Genomic DNA, 22,136 nt, shown 5'->3' with positions numbered 1-22,136 from the left:
GAGGAATATAATGGATTGATTTTTACAAAACTGTAATGTTTCTGTTGTTCTTTTTTATAATAAAGTAACATATTTTTAATGTTGTAGCAGACAAAAAAGCGGCTATCTCTTTACATAGACGAAGGAGATAGCCGTTTTCCTATTATTACGTATGTTACGAGTTATTACGAGTTAGTTTCAATTGCTTCTAATAATAAATCCACAATGTGAATTCCTCTTATCTTATGAGAAAGCCCTTCTCGCTCAATACCCAATTTCATTTGTAATAAACAACCTGGATTTGCAGTAACAATGGTTGCTGCTTCTGTTTCATGCACACGGTCCATTTTGTAATCTAGAAATTCCATTGATAACTCTGAATGAACAATATTGTAAATACCAGCAGAGCCACAGCAACGATCGGCATCTTTCATTTCTCGATATGTTGCACCTTGGATAGCCTCTAGTAACATACGAGGTTCAGAAGATGTGCGCATAACATTGCGTAAATGACAAGAGTCTTGATACGTAATAACTTGCGGCGTGAGTCGTAAGTCAGTTCGCTTATGGAAGTCTAGTTCTACTAGTATAGCAGTAATATCTTTAATCTTAGAAACAAACTGCTTAGCACGTTCAGCCCAATCCGGATCATCCTTTAAAAGATAATCATAGTCTACGAGGTAAGCTCCGCAACCACCTGCATTCGTAATAATATAGTCGATGTTTAAGTCTTCGAATGCTTTTATATTGCGCTTTGCTAATTCTTTTGCTCCACTCTTTTCACCAGCATGTCCATGCAATGCACCGCAGCAACTTTGTGTTTTCGGAATAACGATATCACAACCAGCTAATTGAAGAAGTTTCATCGTTGCGTTATTTGTTTCTAAAAACATCGTATCCATTAAGCAGCCTGTGAAGAATGCAACTTGTTTTTTCTTTGTACTTTCTGCAGGTAAAAATGAAGGACGATCTTTCATCGCTTTCATTTTAGGGACTTTTGGTAAAACGAGATCCATCGTTGCAAGGGTTTCGGGGAATAATTTCATAATCCCTGTTTTATGTGTTAGCGTTTGTAAACCAGAACGTTGATAAAATCCGATTAGTCCAGTTAATGTTCTCATTCGATTTTGATGGGGGAATAATCCTTCAAAAACGACTTTTCGAACAGCTTTCACTGGTACCGAGAATTTTTTATTTTGATTAATAATATCACGAGCTTCTTCTAATAAATGCCCATAATTTACACCAGATGGACAAACAGGCTCACAAGCACGGCAACCAAGACAAACGTTTAATGTATTCTCAACATCTTCATCTGGTTCGATTAAACCATCAACGACAGCTTTCATTAATGCGATACGTCCGCGCGGTGAATGTGACTCTTTATATCCGGATTGAATGTAGGTAGGACAAGTAGGTAAACAAAAACCGCATCGCATACAGTTTAGTAATTCATCTTCACTTAATCGTTCTTTAAATTCTTTTTGAATATTTTCTTTATTCAATGTCGTCATCGCTCAACCACCACTCTTTTTCGGGTGTCTTTCGCGAACATTTTTCCAGGATTCATAATGTTATTTGGATCGAAAGCTTGCTTTATTCCTTGCATAGCTGCAATACCTTCCTTACCTAATTTCATTTCTAAATATGGAGCTTTCATCGCACCAACACCATGTTCACCAGTAATTGTGCCACCAAGTTCAATTGCTTTCGCAAATATTTCAGCAAAAGCTTGTTCAGCTCGATGCATTTCTTCTGCATTACGAGCGTCTGTCATACAAGTTGGATGTAAGTTACCATCACCAGCGTGTCCAAACGTACAAATAGGAATATTATATTTTTTTGCAATGGTATTAATAGCTTCAACCATTGGAGCTATTTGTGAACGTGGTACAGTTGCATCTTCTAATATTGTAGTAGGTTTTAATCGTGCGAGCGCTGATAGGGCACTACGGCGAGCGGTACGAAGCGCATTTGCTTCCGTCTCATCTTTTGCAACGCGAACATCAACTGCATTCATAGAGTGGCAAACGTTAGCCATTTTTTCAATATCTCGATTGACTACTTCGGGTGGACCGTCTTGTTCGATTAATAAAATTGCTTTTACATCTGTAGGTAAACCGATTTGTGCAAACTCTTCTACTACTTCAATTGTCGGTTGGTCTAAAAACTCCAGTGTTGCTGGAATGATTTTATTTGCAATAATAGAAGAAACAGCACGTGCAGCTTCATTAATATCTTCATATAATGCAAGCATTGTTTTCTTTGTTTCAGGCATAGGAACAAGTTTTAATATGGCTTCTGTTACCACGCCAAGTGTTCCTTCAGAACCGATAAATAAACGAGTTAAATCGTAACCAGCTACATCTTTTGCTAATTTACCACCAGTGCGAATAATATCACCATTTGGTAAGACAAGTTCAAGCCCCATTACATAATCACGTGTTACGCCATATTTCAAGCCGCGTAATCCACCTGAGTTTTCATTAATATTACCGCCGATTGTAGAAATTTTCATCGAGCTTGGATCTGGTGGATAAAATAAACCTTTTTCTTCTACTGCTTTAATAATATCAAGTGTAATGACACCAGCTTGTACAGTAATTGTTAAGTTTTCTTCATCAATTTCTAAAATATTGTTCATATGGCGGAAAATAAGGACGATACCGCCTTCAAGTGGACATGTTCCTGCGCAAAGATTTGTTCCAGACCCGCGCACATACACAGGAATTTTGTGAGTGTTACATACTTTTAACACTTCAGCTACTTCATTTGTATTACGAGGAGCAATGACTGCATCAGGCATTGCTTGGAAGTTTGGAGTGGCATCATAACTATAAGTTAAACGCCCCATATTGGATGTATCTACATTATCTTCGCCAACAATAGATACGAATGAATGAATAATTTGTTTTTCTAACATTGGAAATCCCCCTCAAACTGTTAACGTGTTTAGTTATAATAAACAACGTGGTAACAGTGCTTTCATTATAATGATAAAAAAGTCGAGGGATTCTTTCTATGTATAATCATCTAAAGATTAATCTGTTTTATCGTTCTTTTTTGTACAATTATCTAATAGGAGGAGTGCGAAGTATAAAACGTTTAAGTCTTTGAATTGTTTTGGATCAAGTCCTGTATGTTCTTCAATCTTTTTTAGCCTATAATGTAAGGTGTTAATGTGTATATGTAATTGTTTAGCTGTCTGTTTATAAGATTGGTTATAATCGATAAATAAGCGTAAAGTGTGCATAAGCTCAGGAGATGATAGTAAGCTTTCGATGGTACGCTCTAGAAATTGTTCACGCGTTTCGACAGAAATATCTTGTAAACACATTTCTAAACGTAAATCTTCATTAAATACAATTTTTTTCGTTTCCAATGATACAGAAAGAGCACGTAATGCTTGTTCGTAACATATGTTCATATTGTTTGGGGTAACTGTTTGCCCAATCCCGATATATAAAGGAATAGAAAATAAAGCTTCGCAGTCTTGTTTTAACCGTTTTAAGAACTGATAAGTTTGTTCTTTGGAGCTCATCGCTGTAAATAAAATAAAACGATCATTTCCCCAGCGAACAAATAGATGCTCTTTTGTTAAAATATTTCGTACATGTTGCCATATTTTACGCTGGAGCATTGTGTCATTTTTGCCAATAGAAAACAAAACAAGTTGTTTTTTCTTATATAAATCAATGCCAAGTGTTTTGGCACGATCAAGAAAACTCGGGGACCACTCTGTATTTTGAAGCCAATCAAAGACAAAAGCTTCATAAGAACGGTGCTCAAGTTCTAATTGCTCTAAAAAGTAGTTTTCATGAATTAATAATTCGGTCATCTTACGCAATATTTCTCCGTAGCGTGAAATATTTTCAGGTTCTCCGGTAATCCCAATGACACCGATTACTTCATCATGAAATAATAGAGGAAGATTCATCCCAGCCTTTACACCTTGCAATCGCCTTTCATCTTCTTTTGTAATGATGACGGTTTTCTTTTGTTTAGCGCAGCGGAGTGCACCTTCATGAAATTGGCCAATTCTTTCTGTATCTGTACTTGCGATAATAACGCCTTCTATATTAATGATAATTATATTTTCTGTAATTAGTCTGCGTACTTCTCGTACAATTTTATTCGCTAAATCAGGAAATAGCATAATTGACACACCTCAAATTCTATTTGTTGTACATTATATATGTAAATTGAGTAAGAAAGGGGAATTTCACACTTTCCACACATTTATTTGTTATTTTACAATTATAACGAAATCATCTGAAGATGGAGGGAATCTTTTGAGAAAGTATGTTTTTCTTCTCTGTTTTTTATTTCTATTAGTAGGGTGTCAAGGAAGTTCATATACACCAATTGCTAAAGATAAAAATGTTATTATAACTACGAATATAAAAGAAGGCAGTATTAGTTTTATTGATAAAAAGGATAAAAAGTTAATTACGACATGGGAACTAAATGAGCCAATGGCCGGAATCACACTGCTTCCAAATGGCGATGAAATACTTGTATACGGTAAGCAATTAGAATATATGTATGTATATTCACTAGCGGAAGGAAGGCAAGTGGAAAAATATAAAACTGGAAAGGGCATTGTAAATGTGGTCGTATCAGCAGATAAAAAACAATTATTTGCTGCTGATCAAAATGTTCAAAAGGTAAGGTTCTTTACGATAAATGGGAAAGAGACAGGAAATGTTTCAACAGGAAAAGGGCCTATAACGATGGTAGAGTATCAGAATCGGTTATCTGTACTAAACTTTTATGATACGAAACTAACGACAATTGATACGAAGAAAAAAGAAGTTGTTCAATCCTTTATGATTCCGCCAGCATCAACAGGAGCGACGATTAGTCCTGATGGGAAAGAAATATGGATTGGCGGGCATGGTGATGGAAATCAAGTGAATGAGAAAGTATTAGTGTATTCTTTACAGAGCGGTGAAATGGTACGTTCTTTACACGCTCCATTTATGCCTGTGAACATAACGAAAGATAATAAGTACGTATATGCATTAAGCCACGGTTCGAATATGCTTAGAAAATTTGATACTAGTACGTATAAAGAGGTAGCTTCCGTTGAAATAGGCTCAAATCCATTTTCATTTTTGAAAAGCGGAGCAGAAGGATATGTAGCAAGTTATGATAGTGATGAAGTGTGCGTTATGGATATGAAGAGTATGAAAATAAAACAAACAATTAAAGTCGGAAAAGGACCGTTTCAACTCATAGAGAGGGAAGGGAAGGACAATGAATAAATATAGAGTGCTAGTTGTAGATGATGAAAGTGATATGAGGCAGCTTGTTGGAATGTATTTGGATAACTTTGGATATGAGTGGGGAGAAGCTGAAAACGGAAAAGAGGCTCTTAAAAAACTAGAAACGGATCATTATGATTTCGTTGTATTAGATATAATGATGCCAGAAATGGATGGACTTTCAGTTTGTAAAGAAATTAGAAAAACGTCAGATGTGCCGATTATATTTTTAACCGCAAAAGGTGAAGAGTGGAATAGGGTGAATGGCTTACGTATGGGAGCAGATGATTATATTGTAAAACCGTTTAGTCCTGGTGAATTGGTTGCACGTATGGAAGCTGTACTAAGAAGATATACAAAGCAAGAACAGCAAGAAGAGATTCAATTTGGACCAATTCTTATCAATGAAAAAAGCAGACGAATTGAGGCGAATGGTGAGTCGATTTCTCTTACTGTAAAAGAGTTTGATTTACTATATTTTCTTTGTCAGCATACAGGACAAGTATTTAGCCGGGAGCAATTACTTGAAAAGGTATGGGGATATGATTATGCCGGAAGTACAAGAACAGTAGATACGCACGTGAAAACGATGCGCTTGAAGCTTGGAGAAAGTGGAAACTACATTCAAACTGTTTGGGGTGTAGGCTATAAATTTGAGGTGTAACATATGTTTACGATGGTACAAAAACTTTGGCTTACAGTAGTATGTGCAGTATGTGTAACAGTGTCCTTTCTTTATTTCGTATCTTTATACTCGTATGAAAAGTTATACGTTGATAATTTAAAAACTTCGTTAGTAATGGAAGGGAAAAGTCTTGCTGCTCAATATGATAAGCGTGAAGGAATATCAACTTTTGAAGAGAAAGTAAGATCGTTTGATCAAATATCTAGTTCAGACGTTATTTTCGTATCTAATCCGCGTGATTTAAGCGCATGTTTGCCTTTTGATGTGCATCATCATTCTCTTATAAGTGAAGGAGATAGGCAAACGCTATTAGATGGGAAAACTGTGACAAAAATAGGATATGAAGAACATTTTGACCGTAATATTATGGGGGTTGTCATTCCTGTATTGGAAAATAAAAAATTAGTCGGAATTGTCTATTCGTATATTCCTTTAAAAAGTATAAAAGATTTAATCTATGATATGGGTCTTATTTTAGCACCGTTAGCAATTGCTATGATTTTAATTACGATATGGGTTGGAAGAAAAATTATAATTGCAATTACGAAGCCACTTTCGCAAATGGAGCGGGTTGCAAATCATTTGGCTACGGGAGATTTTTCGGAGCGGATTACAGTTTCTTCAGAGGATGAAATTGGACGATTAGGAAAAGCATTTAATAAAATGGCAAATTCATTAGAAACAGAAGATGTAAAGCGTAAGGAATTTTTAGCAAATGTTTCGCATGAACTTAGAACACCACTTAGTTATATAAAAGGGTATAGCGAGGCTATTTTAGATGGTGTTGCAAAGGGAGCTCAGCAGGAAAAAGTAACTCAGCTAATTCATAAAGAAGCAGGTCGTATGCAGCGTCTCGTTCATGACTTGTTAGACTTAGCACAATTAGAAGGTGAGCACTTTCCGTTAAAGAAGCAACCTATCGTTTTTTCACAGCTGATTGAAGACGTATTAGATACGTATGAGATTAAGTTTATAGAAAAGGAAATTCATATTTCAACCAATTTAAATCCAGAGGTCATTGTCATGATTGATGAGGATCGTATGCAACAAGTGCTTCATAATGTGTTAGATAATGCGATACGATATACAAATCAAAAAGGAAATATCGTTATAACTTTAGAGCAAATCGATGATTACTGTGAATTAAAAATAAAAGATACAGGAATTGGCATTGATATAGAGCATTTGGAGAATCTTGGGGAACGCTTTTACAGAGTTGATAAAGCGAGAAGTCGTCAACATGGTGGAACAGGTTTAGGCCTTGCTATTGTGAAACAAATTGTTCATATACATGGTGGACAGTGGAAAATTGAAAGTGAAAAAGATAAGGGAACAACGGTTATTATTAAACTGAATGTACAGGATGAGGGGGGCATGTTCTAATTTTTAGGGCATGTTCTTTATATTGAAGAAAATATTTATCCCGCTATTCTCCGGTCAGTAAGACCCTCACCTCAAAATTCAGCGGAAGCAAAGAAGTTAGGTGGAGGCACTGCTGCCCGTAAAAGCCCGATTGGTGAGGGCTAATAATCAGTGGGGGATGAACAAAACCCTCACTGATTAAAGTTTCACTTTATACGTAAAAATATAAATTAATATGTAATAAATATCGAAAATTTGACTATTTTATGAACAAAACATTTGTACTTCTTATCAATTCGGTCTAAAATAGTTATGATGCAAAGTTCTTATAAATCGTTTCAATTGTTGTTTGGAAGATACTGAGGTGATTTAACTGGAGTACAAATCTATTAAACCGAAAAAAATTTACGAAGAAGTATCTGAAGCTATTTTAACAATGATTAAAAATGGTACGTTAAAACCTGGTGACAAACTACTCCCTGTGCATCAATTAGCTGAGCAGTTTCAAGTTGGCAGATCTGCTGTTCGTGAAGCGCTAAGTGCGCTAAGAGCGATGGGCTTAATTGAGATGAAACAAGGAGAAGGTACATATGTGAAGAACTTCGATTCTTCTTCATTAACGAAATCATTAAACAATAGATTATTAATGAAGAAAGAAGATATTTTGAATTTATTAGAAGTACGAAAGGTGCTTGAAGTGGGGGCAGTTCGAGTAGCGGCGGCAAAACGTACGGAAGATAATTTACAAAATATGAAACATTGGTTAGATGAAATGGCAAAGAGCATTGGAGATGAAAAGGCTGGCGAAAAAGCCGATTTTCAATTTCATATGGGAATTGCAGAGTCTTCGCATAATAGCATTTTGCTTGAGCTCATGAATCATGTTTCAGAGATGATTGCTGAAACGATTGGTGAATCAAGACGCATTATTTTATATGGTGAACAAACGACATCAGAACGACTTATAGAAGAGCATCAAGTTATATATGATGCGGTGTTAAAACAAGATGTAGAATTAGCGCAGCAAGCAATGCTAGATCACTTAACAAATGTAGAACATATTGTCACAGGTAAAAACGATATAAATTCGTAATTTAATCTTTTAAAAATTTAATTTTCTGATAAAATAGAGAAAGATTAAGTAAGCGTTTTCTTTAGGAGAGGGAGAGGATAGGCCATGGTTGAGCCTATTTCTTCTCTGCTAAGTCATCTGATGACCATATGTTTGTTGGTGAAGTTGTAAAAAGGGGGAGTAATAGTTATGAAAGTTACTTTATTTGTTACTTGTTTAGTCGATATGTTTGAAACAAATGTCGGTAAAGCAACGGTTGAAGTGTTGGAGCGTTTAGGTTGTGAAATTGAATTTCCAGAAGCGCAAGTTTGTTGTGGTCAGCCTGCTTATAATAGCGGCCATGTAGAAGCAGCAAAAGAAGCAATGAAACATATGATTGAAACTTTCGAAGATGCAGAATATATTGTTACGCCATCTGGTTCTTGTGCGACAATGTTTCATGAGTATCCACATGTTTTCAAAGATGATCCAAAGTGGGCTAAACGTGCACAAAAAGTTGCTGATAAAACTTATGAATTTACACAGTTTATTGTGGATGTTTTAAAGGTTACTGATGTTGGTGCAAGTTTACCAGGGGTCGCTACTATTCATAAATCATGTCATATGACACGTATGCTTGGAATAAAAGAAGCACCAGGAATTTTATTATCGAATGTAAAAGGATTAACTGTGAGAGATTTGCCAAACGTGCAAAATTGTTGCGGGTTTGGGGGAACGTTTTCAGTTAAGATGACTCCAATTTCTGAGCAAATGGTAGACGAAAAAGTAGATAGTGTAATGGAAACAGGTGCAGATTATTTAATCGGTGCAGATTGTGGGTGTTTGTTAAACATTGGCGGACGTATTGAGCGTTTAGGAAAAGAAGTAAAAGTAATGCATATTGCTGAGGTACTGAATAGTCGCTCATGAAGGGGGAACATAAGCTATGTCTATGAAAATCAGTGAGAAAAAATTTAATGATCGCGTTGGTGATGGAATTCAAGATTCGTTTATGCGCGGAGCAGTATCTTCTGCACAAACGCGTTTATATACGAATCGCTTAAAAGCCGCAGATGAACTAGGAAACTGGGAAGAGTGGCGTGAACTAGGTGAACAAATTCGTCAACATACGTTAGAAAATCTTGATTATTACTTAATGCAGTTAAGTGAAAATGTATCAAAAAGAGGCGGACACGTGTACTTTGCGAAAACGAAAGAGGAAGCAGCAAAGTATATTCAAGACGTTGCAAAAAAGAAGCAGGCAAAAAAGATAGTAAAATCAAAGTCGATGGTAACAGAAGAAATTAGTATGAACCATGCGCTTGAAGAGATTGGCTGTGAAGTGTTAGAGAGTGACTTAGGAGAGTATATCTTGCAAGTAGATAACGATCCACCTTCACATATTATTGCACCTGCACTTCATAAAAATAGAACGCAAATTCGCGATGTATTTAAAGAAAAGCTAGGCTATGAAAATTCTGATGACCCGTATGAAATGACAAAGTTTGTTCGTAAACAACTTCGTGAGAAATTTATGGATGCAGAAATTGGTGTAACTGGTTGTAACTTTGCTGTTGCAAATACTGGCTCTCTTTGTTTAGTAACGAATGAAGGTAATGCAGATCTTGTTATGTCAATTCCTAAAACACAAATAGCGGTAATGGGTATGGAACGTATGGTTCCGACAATGGAAGAATTAGATGTTTTAGTTGGTTTACTATGTCGTAGTGCAGTAGGTCAAAAATTAACAAGTTATGTAACAGTAGCGGGGCCAATTCAAGAAGAAGAAGTTGATGGACCTGAAGAATTTCATTTAGTTGTTGTTGATAATGGTCGCTCTCAAATTCTTGGATCTGAATTCCGTTCAGTATTACAATGTATTCGTTGCGCTGCTTGTGTTAATGTATGTCCTGTATATCGTCACGTTGGTGGACATTCATATGGATCGATTTACTCAGGACCAATCGGTGCGGTATTAACACCGCTTCTAGGTGGATATGATGATTACAAAGAGCTTCCTTATGCATCTAGTTTATGCGGAGCATGTACAGAAGCTTGTCCAGTAAAAATTCCATTGCATGATTTATTATTAAAACATCGTCAAGTCATCGTTGAGCAAGAAGGTCGTGCACCACTTGCAGAAAAATTGGCTATGAAAATGTTTAGTATGGGTGCTTCTTCAGCTGCTTTATATAAAATGGGTTCAAAAATGGCACCAGCGGCAATGAGTCCATTTACATCTGGTAATCGTGTATCAAAAGGTGTTGGACCACTTAAAAACTGGACGGATATTCGTGAATTCCCAGCTCCAAGTAAAGAACGATTCCGTGATTGGTATAAAGATCATAAGAAAGGCGGGGATAAATAATGACAGGATTAATTCAAAACCGTGATGCCTTTCTAGATAACATTGCAAAAGAACTTGGGCGCGCGCGTAAAACAGAAGGTGTAGAGCGTCCAGTATGGAAAAGTAATGTGAATATAGAAACGTTAAAAGATTATTCACAAGAAGAATTACTAGAAGTGTTTAAAGAGCAATGTACAAACATTCATACAACTGTAGTAGAAACGACAAACGACCGTTTAGGTGAAGACCTTCAAAAAGTAATCATGGAAAACGGCGGGGGACCTATTTTATTATCAGCAGATGCGCGTTTTGATGCATATGGTTTAACATCTTTATTTAAAGAAGAACTTCCAAAGCGAGATGTTGAAGTAAATGTATGGGATCCAGAGAGAAAAGACGAAAATATGCGTTTAGCTGAAAAAGCGAATATTGGTATTGCATTTAGTGATTATACATTAGCTGAATCTGGTACAATTGTTGTACAAAGTCATAAAGGTCAAGGGCGTTCTTTACACTTTTTACCGACTGTATATTTTGCTATTATTCCACGTGAAACACTTGTGCCTCGTATTACACAAGCAGTTCAGGATATGAACTCACGCGTAGAAAATGGGGAGACAGCGGCATCTTGTATTAACTTTATTACAGGGCCAAGTAACTCGGCTGACATCGAGATGAATCTTGTTGTCGGAGTACATGGACCATTAAAAGCAGTTTATTTCATCGTATAAAAGAGGGGAAAGCAGGCCTGGAAATGGCCTGCTTTTTAGTAGAATAAAGGATAATATGAAGTAGAAGTTCTCTCCTTTTTTTGCTATGTTTTTTGGGAAAGGAGAGGAAGGGATGTTCACTTATTTATATGCACTGTTAGCAGGGATGGTGTTTGGTTCTTTTTTTATGCTAGTTGCGATGAGGGTTCCATTAGGTGCTTCTATTATTACCCCGCGTTCACATTGTGATTATTGCAAATATGTGCTAAGGACAAAAGAACTAATCCCCATCATTTCATTTTATATACAAAGAGGCTGTTGTACGAATTGTAAGAGGAAAATTCCAATTATGTATGTAGCATTTGAATGTATAACAGGAGGTATATTTCTTCTTACAGTGTATATGATTGGAATAGAACGAGAGCTTATTATTATTTTATCCCTTTTTTCGCTACTTCTTATTATTTCAGTTACAGATTACTTATATATGTTAATTCCTGATTGTATTTTAATTTCGTTTGCCTTTTTACTCATTCTCGAAAGTGTTTTTGTACAATTAGTTACTTGGACAGATAGTATAGCTGGTAGTGGTGTTATATTTATTTTGTTATATTGCATGCAAAAGATATATCCAGAAGGGCTTGGCGGAGGAGATATAAAACTACTTTCGTTACTTGGATTTATAGTAGGAGTGAAAGGAGTTTTTATCGTTTTATTTTTAGCATCTTGTTTTAGTCTTTGTTTTTTCGGGATTGGTATCGGATTAAAACGTATAGAAGTACGAAAGCCAATTCCATTTGGTCCTTTTATTAGTCTCGGGGCAATATGTTATGTATTGGCCGCATATTCAAATTAGAGAGGGAATCGAAAATGAACGTATATATGGATGATCAAAGAAGTTGCCCGTTCGGATATGTGCCCGCAACTACAGTAGAATGTGCTTTGCAAATGGTTCGGGATTATGATGTGAATATTCTTTCTCTTGATTTTAATATGGGATGGGGAGCGAAAAATGGACTAGATTTTGTAGAAGCTTTTTGTACAGAGGGATTATATGTAAATGAAATTCACTTTCATACGAATGATGTCATCGGTATGCACAAGATGAAACAGAGAATGGATAAGGGAAAGGAAGAAGGAGAAATTACTCCTCACCTTGTTGTTAAATACGTGGGTAGCTAAAAACTCCAAAGTAAAACTTTGGAGTTTTTAATGTTTCATATGGGCTTGTAAAGGAATAATCTCTTCTTGTTGAGCTGTTGCGATTTCAGTTTCTTCCTGTTGAACTTCAGGCGTTTTCTTTGTTAAGTAGTGGTATACCATACCGACAAATACTGATCCGCCAATAATGTTACCAATTGTAACAGGAATTAAGTTATGAATAGCACCTGAAAAAGAAATTGTCTCAGGATGCGGTGAAACTAAAGATAAAGCAAAGAGTGATAAGTTTGCAATACTATGTTCGTAACCAGATAAGAAGAATGTGAAAACAAGTAGCATCATCACCATTATTTTTGCTGTGTCACCTTTAACCTGAGAAGGTAAGAAGCAAGCAAGACATACGAGCCAGTTACATAAAATGGCTTTAAAGAATAACTGCATCGTAGGTGTATTCATCTTTCCTTCAACGACTTTACTCATTAAGTGACCGTGATCAATTGCTTCAAAAATTCCAGTTGCGTAAAATAGTAAGGCAAAGAATAATGCGCCGGCTAAGTTACCTGCATAACAAGCAACCCAGTTACGAAGTGTATCAGAAATCGTTGTTTCTTTTCTTAAAGTTGCGACAGTAAAGTACATTGTGTTCCCAGTAAACAATTCAGCACCGCCATATATAATAAGTACGAGAGCAATCCCGAAAAACATAGAGGCAGATAAATAAGTTGCTGGTGAATCTGCAATGTGAAAAAAGTTACCTAATTTAAAACATAGTACAATAATAAAACCGATATAAATACCAGCAAGTGCAGCACGAATGAAATATTGCATTGGGTTTGTATCTAGTATTTTCTTTTTGCTTTTAGCCAGTTTGACAACATAATCTAGTCCTTGTTCTAGCATGAGTAATACGCTCCTTTAGTAAATCTTCTATAAATACTCCTTATATGAATAAAGTACATGGAATTGTTCCTACTTTCAATGAGTTTGTGCAATGTTTCACAAAAAGGACATACATACATTAAGAAAACGTTTACAAAAGATAGTATAATGGAATTTTTTCTGGACATTGCGAGGAAGAAAGGAAAAAGAAAAAGCGCTGTAATTACAGCGCTTTTTCGTCTAAATTCTTTTCCACTTTTACTTCTACTTCTTTTGAGAAGAACCAACCACCAACTGCGATTCCGACTAATACAATCCAGAATGTAAGCTTCCACGGAGTGGATTCTGGGAATGAATGTGGAATTACATTTAATGCAGGGTGTGCTAATGTATAAACTGCTAGCTTCACACCAACCCAACCTACAATTAAGAATGCTGCAGTTTCAAGCCCTGGTTTACGTTTTAAGATTTGTACGAAAGCAGTTGCTGCAAAGCGCATAATGATTAATCCGATAAGTCCACCTACAAAGATAACAACGAATTGCCCAGTATCAAGACTACCAATTGTACCTAGTCCTGTTTTTGGTAAAGTCATTGCTAGTGCAACAGCAGCTAAAATTGAATCAACTGCGAAGGCGATATCAGCAACCTCAACTTTAAATACAGTCCACCAAAAGTTCTCTTGTTTTTTCTTTGCTTCTTTTTCTTCTGTTTCTTCATCTGTATTCTTTTTAACATATGTTTTAAATAAGTGATTACCAGCGATAAACATAAGGTAGATGGCACCGATTGCTTGCACTTGCCATACATCGACTAAGAACGAAATCATAAATAACGATCCAAATCGGAAAACGAATGCCCCCGCTAATCCGTAAAATAGTGCTTTCTTTCGTTTTTCTTCTGGTAAATGTTTTACCATAATTGCAAGAACAAGAGCGTTATCAGCCGCTAAAATCCCTTCAAGTGCAATTAGGATGAGTAATACCCAACCATACTCCAATAATAATGATACATCCATGTACATTCTCCTCTCATCTCTATAACTTCTAAATAAGTGAAGAATTTCCCCACTATTTAGTTTCCCCATACTCCTGCCTATTAACTTTGGAAGAATCTGGAAATGAATGCAAAAAAGACCTCTGCCGTTAATAGGCAAAGGTCTTGCTAGACATATGTAATAAAAATGCCAACAAAGCCGGAAGAACTAAGTTCTACGTAATGACGACTTTGTTTCCAAGATATATTCTTGGACGCTACTCCCCTTTGGAGATATGTTATTGTATTCTCATTATATGGATAATTTATACGGTTGTCAACCTGTTAAAATATCTTCATTCGGATATTTTATTTTTCGGTTCTTTTTACGAGCAAATGAAAATGCCAATGTTAAAGGACCCATTTTCCCAAAAAACATCATAAAAATAATAATCGTTTTTCCAATTATAGTTAAGTGGGGTGTTAAGTTCATACTGAGGCCAACAGTCCCAAATGCTGAAAATACTTCGAAAGCACTCATCAATAGAGGAACTCGTTCAGTAATACTCAAAATTAAAATAGCAAAAAAGATAAATGAAATAGAAATAATAGTAATGGTTAATGATTTGACAATGAGAGTATCTTTAATGGATTTTTTAAATACGACAATATCTTCTTGTTCTTGTAAAAATTTAAATACACCAAAAAATATGATTAAAAATGTTGTTAACTTAATCCCCCCACCCGTTGAAGCACTACCAGCACCAATAAACATAAGTAGCATCATTAATAGCAGGGAAGGTTTTGACAATGTAGAAATATCAACTGTATTAAACCCGGCAGTTCGCGTTGAAATTGCTTGGAAATAAGAGGCCATTCCTTCTTCAAATGGGGTAAAACCTCTCATAGAAAGAGAGTTATGGAACTCGAATATAAAAATAAAAAGGGTAGCAATAATGTTGATGATTAGAGTAGAAGAGAGCATAAGTTTTGAATGTAGTGTAAGGTTTTTAAAGTTTTTCTTTCTTTTTATGTCTACGATCACTGTAAAACCAATTCCACCTAAAATGATGAGAGAGGAAATGACGAAATTGACAATAATGCTATGAGAATGGGACATTAAATTATCGCTCCACACAGAAAAACCAGCATTGTTAAAGGCTGAGATTGAATGGAAAAAACTATAATAGATCCCTTTGGTAACCCCGTATTTTGGTACCCATTCAAAAGAAAGAATTAAAGTAGCGATACATTCGACTGTAAAAGAGAATAAAAATAATGCTTTGGCAAGACGGATGACGCCGCCTATATTCGTTTGATTTAATGCTTGTTGTAATAAAATACGGTTTTGAAGACCGATTTTTCTGCCGAGCATAATCGCAATTAAGACAGCAAAGCTCATAATACCAAGTCCGCCAACTTGTATAAGCGTTAAAATGACACATTGTCCAAACAAAGTAAATACTTTTCCAGTGTCCACAACACCAAGCCCTGTAACCGTACAGGCAGAAACTGTTGTAAATAAAGCATCGAGCCATGAAATAGACGTTGTTGTAGCGATTGGAAGCTTTAATAAGCATGTACCTATAATTGATAACATGATAAAAGACAAAGTAAGAACGCGGGGAGGACTCATACGAATGTTAATCCGTTTCATGTTATATATCGTTCCTTTCTGTTTGCTCTTACTAGTATGTGAAAAAGTCCGATTATGTATGTGAAAAATAGAAAGAGGCAGAGAATATCTGCCTCTAAGCCATATGTTATATTATTATCCGCGTAATTGTTGTTGAGCTAAAGAAACAAGACGTTTTGTTACTTCACCGCCAACTGATCCGTTAGAACGAGATGCTGTATTAGACCCTAAGCTTACGCCGAATTCTTGTGCAATTTCATATTTAAATTGATCAAGTGCTTGTTCAGCACCTGGAACTAGTAATTTGTTTGTTTTTGCCATGATGATACACATCCTTATGAGTAATCCAGTCCAGATAAGTACTTATCTGAATTGGTACTGTTATTTTATGTGGAACCGGCGTGCTCATACGCGGAAGTAATCGGTGTGATTAGAAGTTATTGGATAGAAAAAAGAGTAGCAAATTTGCTACTCTTTTTTTAGTATTGTCGCTGTACCTTCCACGACAATATCATCCGATTGATTATATATATTTGTTTGCAACGTAATGATTTTTTTATCGTCACGCTTCTTAATAACCTCTGCCACAACGCGAAGTGTATCACCGATTTTGACAGGGGCACGGAATGAAACATTTTGGGATAAATAAATCGTATTTTTGCCTGGGAGTTTCGTTCCAAGGATGGTAGAAATAAAACTCGAAACGAGCATACCATGGGCAATGCGTTCTTTAAACATTGTCGTTTTTGCAAAAGAGTCTAAAATGTGAATAGGATTCACATCCCCAGTCAATTTTGCAAAATTGATAACATCTTCATCTGTAATTGTTTTTGTAAGGGATGCTTGATCACCGACTTGAATCTCATCATAACGAAGCTCCGGGACGGTTTGTGCTTCTTGGAATGGATTCATTTTGTCCTCCTTCTTTTCCATATCGAAAAATGCCAGCCATCTTGATGTAGTAGGAGGAAGAAAGAGTTTTGTTTGTGCTGCAGTTAGCTCCCACATTTTTCTTACTTGATGGAAGTAAATAGATTTTTTGAGTTTTCCTCGAACTTTTTTGCGAGTTCCAACTGTTTTGACTTGAACTCTTCCAAAAAACCCTCTAACTGTTTTTGAGCCTCTTCACGTTGTAATTGTTGTTGCTCAATAAATTGTTTTGTTGTTTCTTCAAATTGACCGCTTGTTTGTGTAAGAATTGACAAAGATGTTTTTGTAGGAGAAACAGTAAGTTGATGCATATGAGCAGAAAGTTCCTTCCATTTGTCCTGCCACTCGTTAATTTGATCATTTAAGGAGTTTCCAGTTAATTGTTTCACGTAATCTGTATATTGGTTGTTGAACTGAGCAGTGAGTTGTTGTAGTTCTTTTTCTAGTTCATCTACTCCTGATGTTAATTTATGCAAAGCGTCTTGTTGTTGTTTTAATGTTTCTAAAGTAAGCTGCTCTAATTGTTTCCCAGCTGAAGAGAAAAGGGAAAGTGATTGAGACCAGTTTTTCCAAAATGCATCGACTAATTCGTATGGTTTAGTTTCCATTATTTGACCTCCAAATGTTTTTTTGCATATTGTGAACGCAGATTACTCTGCTGTACCACCAGGTGAAGATGAAGAATCCTTTTCATCCTTTTCTGGAGAAGTAGAAAATGGAAAGAATGCATTGGTGTATAATGTGAAAAACGTTCGCAACATATTTTGATAATGTTCAAAAGAAGTCGCACATGTTGTTAAATATTGCTCTCCATATTCAGTTAAAGAATAAATTCTTTTTGCCGGCCCTCCATCGCTTGTATCCCAAGTAGAAGAAATAAGGTTTTCTTTTTCTAATTTGCGTAGTGTTCTATAAACATTACCTTGGTCAACAGAAGAAAAGCCGATATCCATTAGCATTTGAATAAGTTTGTAACCATGAAGACTCCAGTCTTTTAGACAGAGAAGTAAGAAGGGAACTAAGAAGTTTTTTGGCATGGAGTTTGGTTGTTTCGCTTGGTTGCTTTCCAAACTTTCGCGTTGTTCTGGTTCATTTTGTAGCATGATTGTGCATCACCTCATGAATCAGTTAGATGGAATTTTTTGCTTATAAGTGCAATTTACACCTATCTGTTTTTAAAGTCAACACATTTGTTAGAAAATAGAAAAAAATAAAATATAGACTTGAAGTTTTATTCAGAATATTAGAAAATAGTGAATAGGTTGAATTGTTTCAAAAACGAAAAAGGGAGTGTAGGTAAAGTGATTGATCAAAAATTCGATCCACTACAAGCATGGAAAAATGCTTATGAACAAACCGAAACATTTTGGGGAAAAGCGCTCAATGAAACAATTAAAACAGAAGAATATTCTGCTTGGATGGGCAGCGTTCTAGATTTGAATTTGTTTTATCAAAAAGCATTAAATGATACGACAAAAAACTATTTAGAACAAGTAAATGTGCCGACGAAAGAGGATATCGCAAGAGTAGCTACGCTAGTTATTAACTTAGAAAATAAAGTAGATAACATTGAGGAGTTTCTAGAGGAAAAAGTAGATTCTTTAGGACAAGCTCCTACATTAAAGCGTGATGTAACGAAAGTAAAACAAGATATTCATACGCTTGAAACAAAAGTAGATCAAATTTTAGAATTGCTAGAAAAGCAAAATGCAGTACTAGCTAAACTACAAGTACCTGTAAAAGAAGAGGTAAAGCCTGCGAATAAGCCAGAAAATAAAAAATGATAAAAGCGCTTGTTTATAACAGATAAAAGAGAGAGGGAGAATCTCTTTTCACGTATAAACAGCGAAACATAATTATATATGGACTCTATAGTATGAGTACCAAAATGATTCATAACAATCGTTCACAAATTCATTTAAGGGGGAAAAGAAATGGTTCAATTAAATGGAAAAGTAGCAATCGTAACAGGTGGAGCAAAAGGAATTGGAAAAGCGATTACAGTAGCATTAGCACAAGAGGGAGCAAAAGTAGTTATTAACTATAATAGCAGTAAAGAAGCAGCTGAAAACTTAGTAAACGAATTAGGAAAAGACGGACATGACGTTTATGCAGTGCAAGCGGATGTTTCTAAAGTAGAAGATGCAAACCGACTTGTAGAAGAAGCTGTGAATCATTTTGGTAAAGTTGATATTCTTGTTAATAATGCTGGTATTACAAGAGATCGTACATTCAAAAAGTTAAATCGTGAAGATTGGGAGCGCGTAATTGACGTGAATTTAAGTAGCGTATTTAATACGACAAGCGCGGTTCTTCCATACATAACTGAAGCGGAAGAAGGAAGGATTATTAGCATTTCTTCTATTATTGGTCAAGCAGGTGGATTTGGCCAAACAAACTACTCAGCAGCAAAAGCAGGTATGCTAGGATTTACAAAATCGTTAGCGTTAGAACTTGCAAAAACAAATGTCACTGTAAACGCTATTTGCCCAGGATTTATTGATACTGAAATGGTAGCAGAAGTACCAGAAGAAGTACGTCAAAAAATCGTTGCAAAAATCCCGAAAAAACGTTTTGGTCAAGCTGATGAAATTGCAAAAGGTGTAGTATACCTATGCCGTGACGGTGCGTATATCACAGGTCAACAATTAAACATTAACGGCGGATTATATATGTAATGAAGTAAGAAAAATGTGCATATCCATAGCAGGAATGCACTTCTTTTTTTAGAAGGAAATCGACCAAAAAGGAGATAGAAAAATGACTACATTCGCAACAGAATGGGAAAAGCAATTAGAGCTATACCCAGAAGAGTACCGAAAAGCATACCGCCGAGTGAAAAGGGCGAGTGAAATTTTATTACGTGAACCAGAGCCGCAAGTAGGATTAACGCCGAAAGAGGTTATTTGGACGAAGAATAAGACGAAGCTTTATCGCTACATTCCAAAACAAGAAAAAACACAAAGAGTTCCAATTCTGTTAATATATGCTCTTATTAATAAACCATATATTATGGATTTAACTCCTGGAAATAGTTTAGTGGAATATCTAGTGGATCGTGGTTTTGATGTGTATATGCTTGATTGGGGCACATTTGGTTTAGAAGATAGTCATTTGAAATTTGATGATTTCGTGTTTGATTATATTGCAAAAGCCGTAAAAAAAGTAATGCGAACTGCGAAATCGGACGAGATTTCTTTACTTGGTTATTGCATGGGTGGAACGCTAACTTCTATTTATGCAGCGCTTCATCCGCACATGCCAATTCGTAACCTAATCTTTATGACAAGTCCTTTTGATTTCTCTGAAACAGGATTGTATGGTCCTTTATTAGATGAGAAATACTTCAATTTAGATAAAGCGGTTGATACATTTGGAAATATTCCGCCAGAAATGATTGATTTCGGAAACAAAATGTTAAAGCCAATTACGAACTTTGTTGGTCCATATGTTGCTTTAGTAGATCGTTCAGAGAATGAACGCTTCGTCGAAAGCTGGAGATTGGTTCAAAAGTGGGTTGGGGATGGTATTCCGTTCCCAGGTGAATCATACAGACAGTGGATTCGTGATTTTTATCAAAATAATAAATTGGTTAAGGGTGAACTCGTTATTCGCGGACAAAAGGTAGACCTTGCAAATATTAAGGCGAATGTCTTAAATATTTCTGGGAAACGTGATCATATCGCTTTGCCATGTCAAGTAGAAGCATTGCTAGATCATATTTCTAGCAATGATAAACAATATGTATGTTTACCGACAGGACATATGTCTATCGTTTACGGTGGAACAGCTGTAAAACAAACATATCCGACGATTGGAAATTGGCTTGAAGAGCGTTCTAATTAAAGATAAAAAATCCAACTAGCCTATGTTAGTTGGATTTTTTTATGAAAAATAACAAAACATAGAAAGGAGAAATTTATATTTTAGGAGTATAATTATGAAACTTATGATGGGTAAGTTGTTTTGGAATACAGGAGTTTCTGTACCTTGTTATCCACTGTTAGAAAATGATATGATATGTGATGTGCTCGTAGTCGGAAGCGGCGAAGCTGGTGCTCATATAGCGCATTCGTTAGCGAAAATTGGCATGAGTGTTACACTTATTGAAAAAAGAGCCATTGCATGTGGTAGCACAGCTGCTAATACAGGTTTACTACAATTTCTTCATGATAAATCGTTAACCTCTCTTATCCATACATTTGGTAAAGAAAAAGGGGTGCGAGCATATAAGCTTTGTTATGAAGCGCTAAGAACAATGGAAGCGGTAATACCGACTCTTGATATTAATCCCCATTTTATTCTGCGAAATAGTTTATATTATGCAAGTAAAAGTGAGGATGTCTCATTTTTACAAGAGGAGTACAATACGTTACAGAATTATGGATTTCCTGTTGAGTATTTTACAGCATCTGATATTAAGGAGCGTTATCCTTTTATAAAACAAGCGGCATTATATACACACGGTGATGCTGAGGTAAATCCGTATTTATTAGCACATAGTCTTTTGCATAAAGCAAACCAAATGGGAGCTAATATATATGAACATACAGAGGCAATACATATAAAAAAACGCAAAAATGATTTAATTTGTTACACGAAAACAGGGAATCAAATTGTAGCAAAGAATATTATTATGGCGACAGGTTATGAAGCGCTTTTTGGAAAGAAAGAAAAAAATACAACAGTAGACACCTCTTATGCAATTGTAACAAATGAAATAGATCAGTTTGAAGGCTGGCATGAGCGATCGTTAATTTGGGAAACGGCACGACCCTACTTATATTTTCGAACGTATCAAAACCGCATTATTGTAGGCGGATTAGATGAAGCGATGCAAATTCAAACAATCGGTGATACGAAATTATTGCATAAGCGTGATATCCTTATTAATATTGTAAAAGAGATGTTCCCGCAGTATAAAAATATACAGGCAGACTACTATTGGGCAGCTGTATTTGGTGGTACTCATGATGGTCTTCCCATTTTAAAAGAAGATGAAAAGATACATAATTTATTTTACGCATTGCCGTATGGAGGTAATGGAACTGTATATGGAATGGTCTTTGCCAAATTATTTGAGCAGTTATTTACAAATAAAGAAAGTAAAGATTTTTCTTTATTTAATCGATAGAAAAAAGGTAGCGAAGTGAT

The 22,136-nt window shown here is 35.7% G+C and carries 23 protein-coding genes and 1 riboswitch; of the genes, 13 read left to right on the top strand and 10 right to left on the bottom strand.

Annotated features, from left to right (window positions below; translation table 11 throughout):
- Nucleotides 1–164: 164 nt before the first annotated feature.
- The 3 genes from D1166_RS00640 to D1166_RS00630 all read right to left on the bottom strand — a co-directional run bounded on the left by D1166_RS00640 (nt 165) and on the right by D1166_RS00630 (nt 4,135).
- Nucleotides 165–1,493 (bottom strand): (Fe-S)-binding protein, encoded by a 1,329-nt coding sequence (locus D1166_RS00640; RefSeq protein ID WP_000209648.1) that lies wholly within the window; start codon nt 1,491–1,493, stop codon nt 165–167.
- The gene (glcD, locus tag D1166_RS00635; RefSeq protein WP_097855598.1) at nt 1,490–2,902 is read right to left on the bottom strand and encodes a glycolate oxidase subunit GlcD; all 1,413 of its coding nucleotides are present in this window, start codon (nt 2,900–2,902) and stop codon (nt 1,490–1,492) included. Before glcD ends, D1166_RS00640 begins: the two co-directional genes overlap by 4 nt.
- 117 nt (nt 2,903–3,019) lie before the next feature.
- Complete coding sequence (locus D1166_RS00630) at nt 3,020–4,135, bottom strand: CdaR family transcriptional regulator (protein WP_097855599.1); 1,116 nt, start codon at nt 4,133–4,135, stop codon at nt 3,020–3,022.
- A 136-nt stretch (nt 4,136–4,271) separates the two neighbouring features.
- Between D1166_RS00630 and D1166_RS00625 the strand changes: the two genes are divergently transcribed.
- The 9 genes from D1166_RS00625 to D1166_RS00585 all read left to right on the top strand — a co-directional run bounded on the left by D1166_RS00625 (nt 4,272) and on the right by D1166_RS00585 (nt 12,583).
- On the top strand, nt 4,272–5,246 hold the full coding sequence (locus D1166_RS00625) for a YncE family protein (protein ID WP_001234148.1): 975 nt from the start codon (nt 4,272–4,274) through the stop codon (nt 5,244–5,246).
- Nucleotides 5,239–5,910, top strand: coding sequence for a response regulator transcription factor (locus D1166_RS00620; RefSeq protein WP_001046400.1), 672 nt, complete (start codon nt 5,239–5,241; stop codon nt 5,908–5,910). The genes D1166_RS00625 and D1166_RS00620 overlap by 8 nt, the downstream gene beginning before the upstream one ends.
- A 3-nt stretch (nt 5,911–5,913) precedes the next feature.
- Nucleotides 5,914–7,314, top strand: coding sequence for a sensor histidine kinase (locus tag D1166_RS00615; protein ID WP_000494818.1), 1,401 nt, complete (start codon nt 5,914–5,916; stop codon nt 7,312–7,314).
- A 382-nt stretch (nt 7,315–7,696) separates the two neighbouring features.
- The gene (locus D1166_RS00610; RefSeq protein ID WP_254904472.1) at nt 7,697–8,386 is read left to right on the top strand and encodes a FadR/GntR family transcriptional regulator; all 690 of its coding nucleotides are present in this window, start codon (nt 7,697–7,699) and stop codon (nt 8,384–8,386) included.
- 168 nt (nt 8,387–8,554) lie between these two features.
- Entirely contained in the window at nt 8,555–9,274 is a 720-nt protein-coding gene (locus tag D1166_RS00605) for a (Fe-S)-binding protein (protein WP_000869150.1), read from the top strand.
- Between the two features lie 16 nt (nt 9,275–9,290).
- Nucleotides 9,291–10,712 carry a LutB/LldF family L-lactate oxidation iron-sulfur protein gene (locus tag D1166_RS00600; RefSeq protein WP_000061922.1) on the top strand — a complete coding sequence of 474 codons (1,422 nt, stop codon included), beginning with the start codon at nt 9,291–9,293 and terminating at the stop codon, nt 10,710–10,712.
- The gene (locus tag D1166_RS00595; RefSeq protein WP_000147183.1) at nt 10,712–11,422 is read left to right on the top strand and encodes a LutC/YkgG family protein; all 711 of its coding nucleotides are present in this window, start codon (nt 10,712–10,714) and stop codon (nt 11,420–11,422) included. Before D1166_RS00600 ends, D1166_RS00595 begins: the two co-directional genes overlap by 1 nt.
- 112 nt (nt 11,423–11,534) lie before the next feature.
- Entirely contained in the window at nt 11,535–12,257 is a 723-nt protein-coding gene (locus D1166_RS00590; protein ID WP_000495716.1) for a prepilin peptidase, read from the top strand.
- 14 nt (nt 12,258–12,271) lie between these two features.
- Entirely contained in the window at nt 12,272–12,583 is a 312-nt protein-coding gene (locus tag D1166_RS00585; RefSeq protein WP_001103761.1) for a cyclic-phosphate processing receiver domain-containing protein, read from the top strand.
- Between the two features lie 27 nt (nt 12,584–12,610).
- Here D1166_RS00585 and D1166_RS00580 read toward each other — a convergent pair whose 3' ends face one another.
- The 7 genes from D1166_RS00580 to phaQ all read right to left on the bottom strand — a co-directional run bounded on the left by D1166_RS00580 (nt 12,611) and on the right by phaQ (nt 18,085).
- Nucleotides 12,611–13,462, bottom strand: coding sequence for a formate/nitrite transporter family protein (locus D1166_RS00580; RefSeq protein WP_000893029.1), 852 nt, complete (start codon nt 13,460–13,462; stop codon nt 12,611–12,613).
- Nucleotides 13,463–13,664: 202 nt separating this feature from the next.
- On the bottom strand, nt 13,665–14,459 hold the full coding sequence (locus D1166_RS00575; RefSeq protein ID WP_000383326.1) for a TerC family protein: 795 nt from the start codon (nt 14,457–14,459) through the stop codon (nt 13,665–13,667).
- Between the two features lie 82 nt (nt 14,460–14,541).
- A riboswitch (yybP-ykoY riboswitch) is annotated at nt 14,542–14,715 on the bottom strand.
- Nucleotides 14,716–14,753: 38 nt separating this feature from the next.
- Nucleotides 14,754–16,073, bottom strand: a complete 1,320-nt coding sequence (locus D1166_RS00570) for a TrkH family potassium uptake protein (protein ID WP_000822340.1) — start codon at nt 16,071–16,073, stop codon at nt 14,754–14,756.
- A gap of 114 nt (nt 16,074–16,187) precedes the next feature.
- The gene (locus D1166_RS00565) at nt 16,188–16,373 is read right to left on the bottom strand and encodes an alpha/beta-type small acid-soluble spore protein (RefSeq protein ID WP_001140707.1); all 186 of its coding nucleotides are present in this window, start codon (nt 16,371–16,373) and stop codon (nt 16,188–16,190) included.
- A 147-nt stretch (nt 16,374–16,520) separates the two neighbouring features.
- Nucleotides 16,521–16,964 carry a MaoC family dehydratase gene (locus D1166_RS00560; protein ID WP_001067916.1) on the bottom strand — a complete coding sequence of 148 codons (444 nt, stop codon included), beginning with the start codon at nt 16,962–16,964 and terminating at the stop codon, nt 16,521–16,523.
- A gap of 101 nt (nt 16,965–17,065) precedes the next feature.
- Entirely contained in the window at nt 17,066–17,590 is a 525-nt protein-coding gene (phaP, locus tag D1166_RS00555) for a polyhydroxyalkanoic acid inclusion protein PhaP (protein ID WP_000448594.1), read from the bottom strand.
- A gap of 42 nt (nt 17,591–17,632) precedes the next feature.
- Complete coding sequence (gene phaQ / locus D1166_RS00550) at nt 17,633–18,085, bottom strand: poly-beta-hydroxybutyrate-responsive repressor (protein ID WP_000939955.1); 453 nt, start codon at nt 18,083–18,085, stop codon at nt 17,633–17,635.
- A gap of 198 nt (nt 18,086–18,283) precedes the next feature.
- Between phaQ and phaR the strand changes: the two genes are divergently transcribed.
- The 4 genes from phaR to D1166_RS00530 all read left to right on the top strand — a co-directional run bounded on the left by phaR (nt 18,284) and on the right by D1166_RS00530 (nt 22,116).
- The gene (phaR, locus tag D1166_RS00545; RefSeq protein ID WP_097861910.1) at nt 18,284–18,766 is read left to right on the top strand and encodes a polyhydroxyalkanoic acid synthase subunit PhaR; all 483 of its coding nucleotides are present in this window, start codon (nt 18,284–18,286) and stop codon (nt 18,764–18,766) included.
- Between the two features lie 150 nt (nt 18,767–18,916).
- Nucleotides 18,917–19,660: an acetoacetyl-CoA reductase gene (locus tag D1166_RS00540; protein WP_000250407.1), complete on the top strand. Its 744-nt coding sequence runs from the start codon at nt 18,917–18,919 to the stop codon at nt 19,658–19,660.
- Between the two features lie 82 nt (nt 19,661–19,742).
- Nucleotides 19,743–20,828, top strand: a complete 1,086-nt coding sequence (gene phaC, locus D1166_RS00535) for a class III poly(R)-hydroxyalkanoic acid synthase subunit PhaC (RefSeq protein WP_000206333.1) — start codon at nt 19,743–19,745, stop codon at nt 20,826–20,828.
- A 94-nt stretch (nt 20,829–20,922) separates the two neighbouring features.
- Nucleotides 20,923–22,116 (top strand): NAD(P)/FAD-dependent oxidoreductase, encoded by a 1,194-nt coding sequence (locus D1166_RS00530; RefSeq protein WP_016117447.1) that lies wholly within the window; start codon nt 20,923–20,925, stop codon nt 22,114–22,116.
- Nucleotides 22,117–22,136 lie beyond the last annotated feature (20 nt).

The organism is Bacillus sp. ISO11 (assembly GCF_003458115.1).
In the GTDB taxonomy this organism is placed as follows: Bacteria; Bacillota; Bacilli; order Bacillales; family Bacillaceae_G; genus Bacillus_A; species Bacillus_A cereus.
This window is presented reverse-complemented; position numbering and strand designations above follow the sequence as displayed.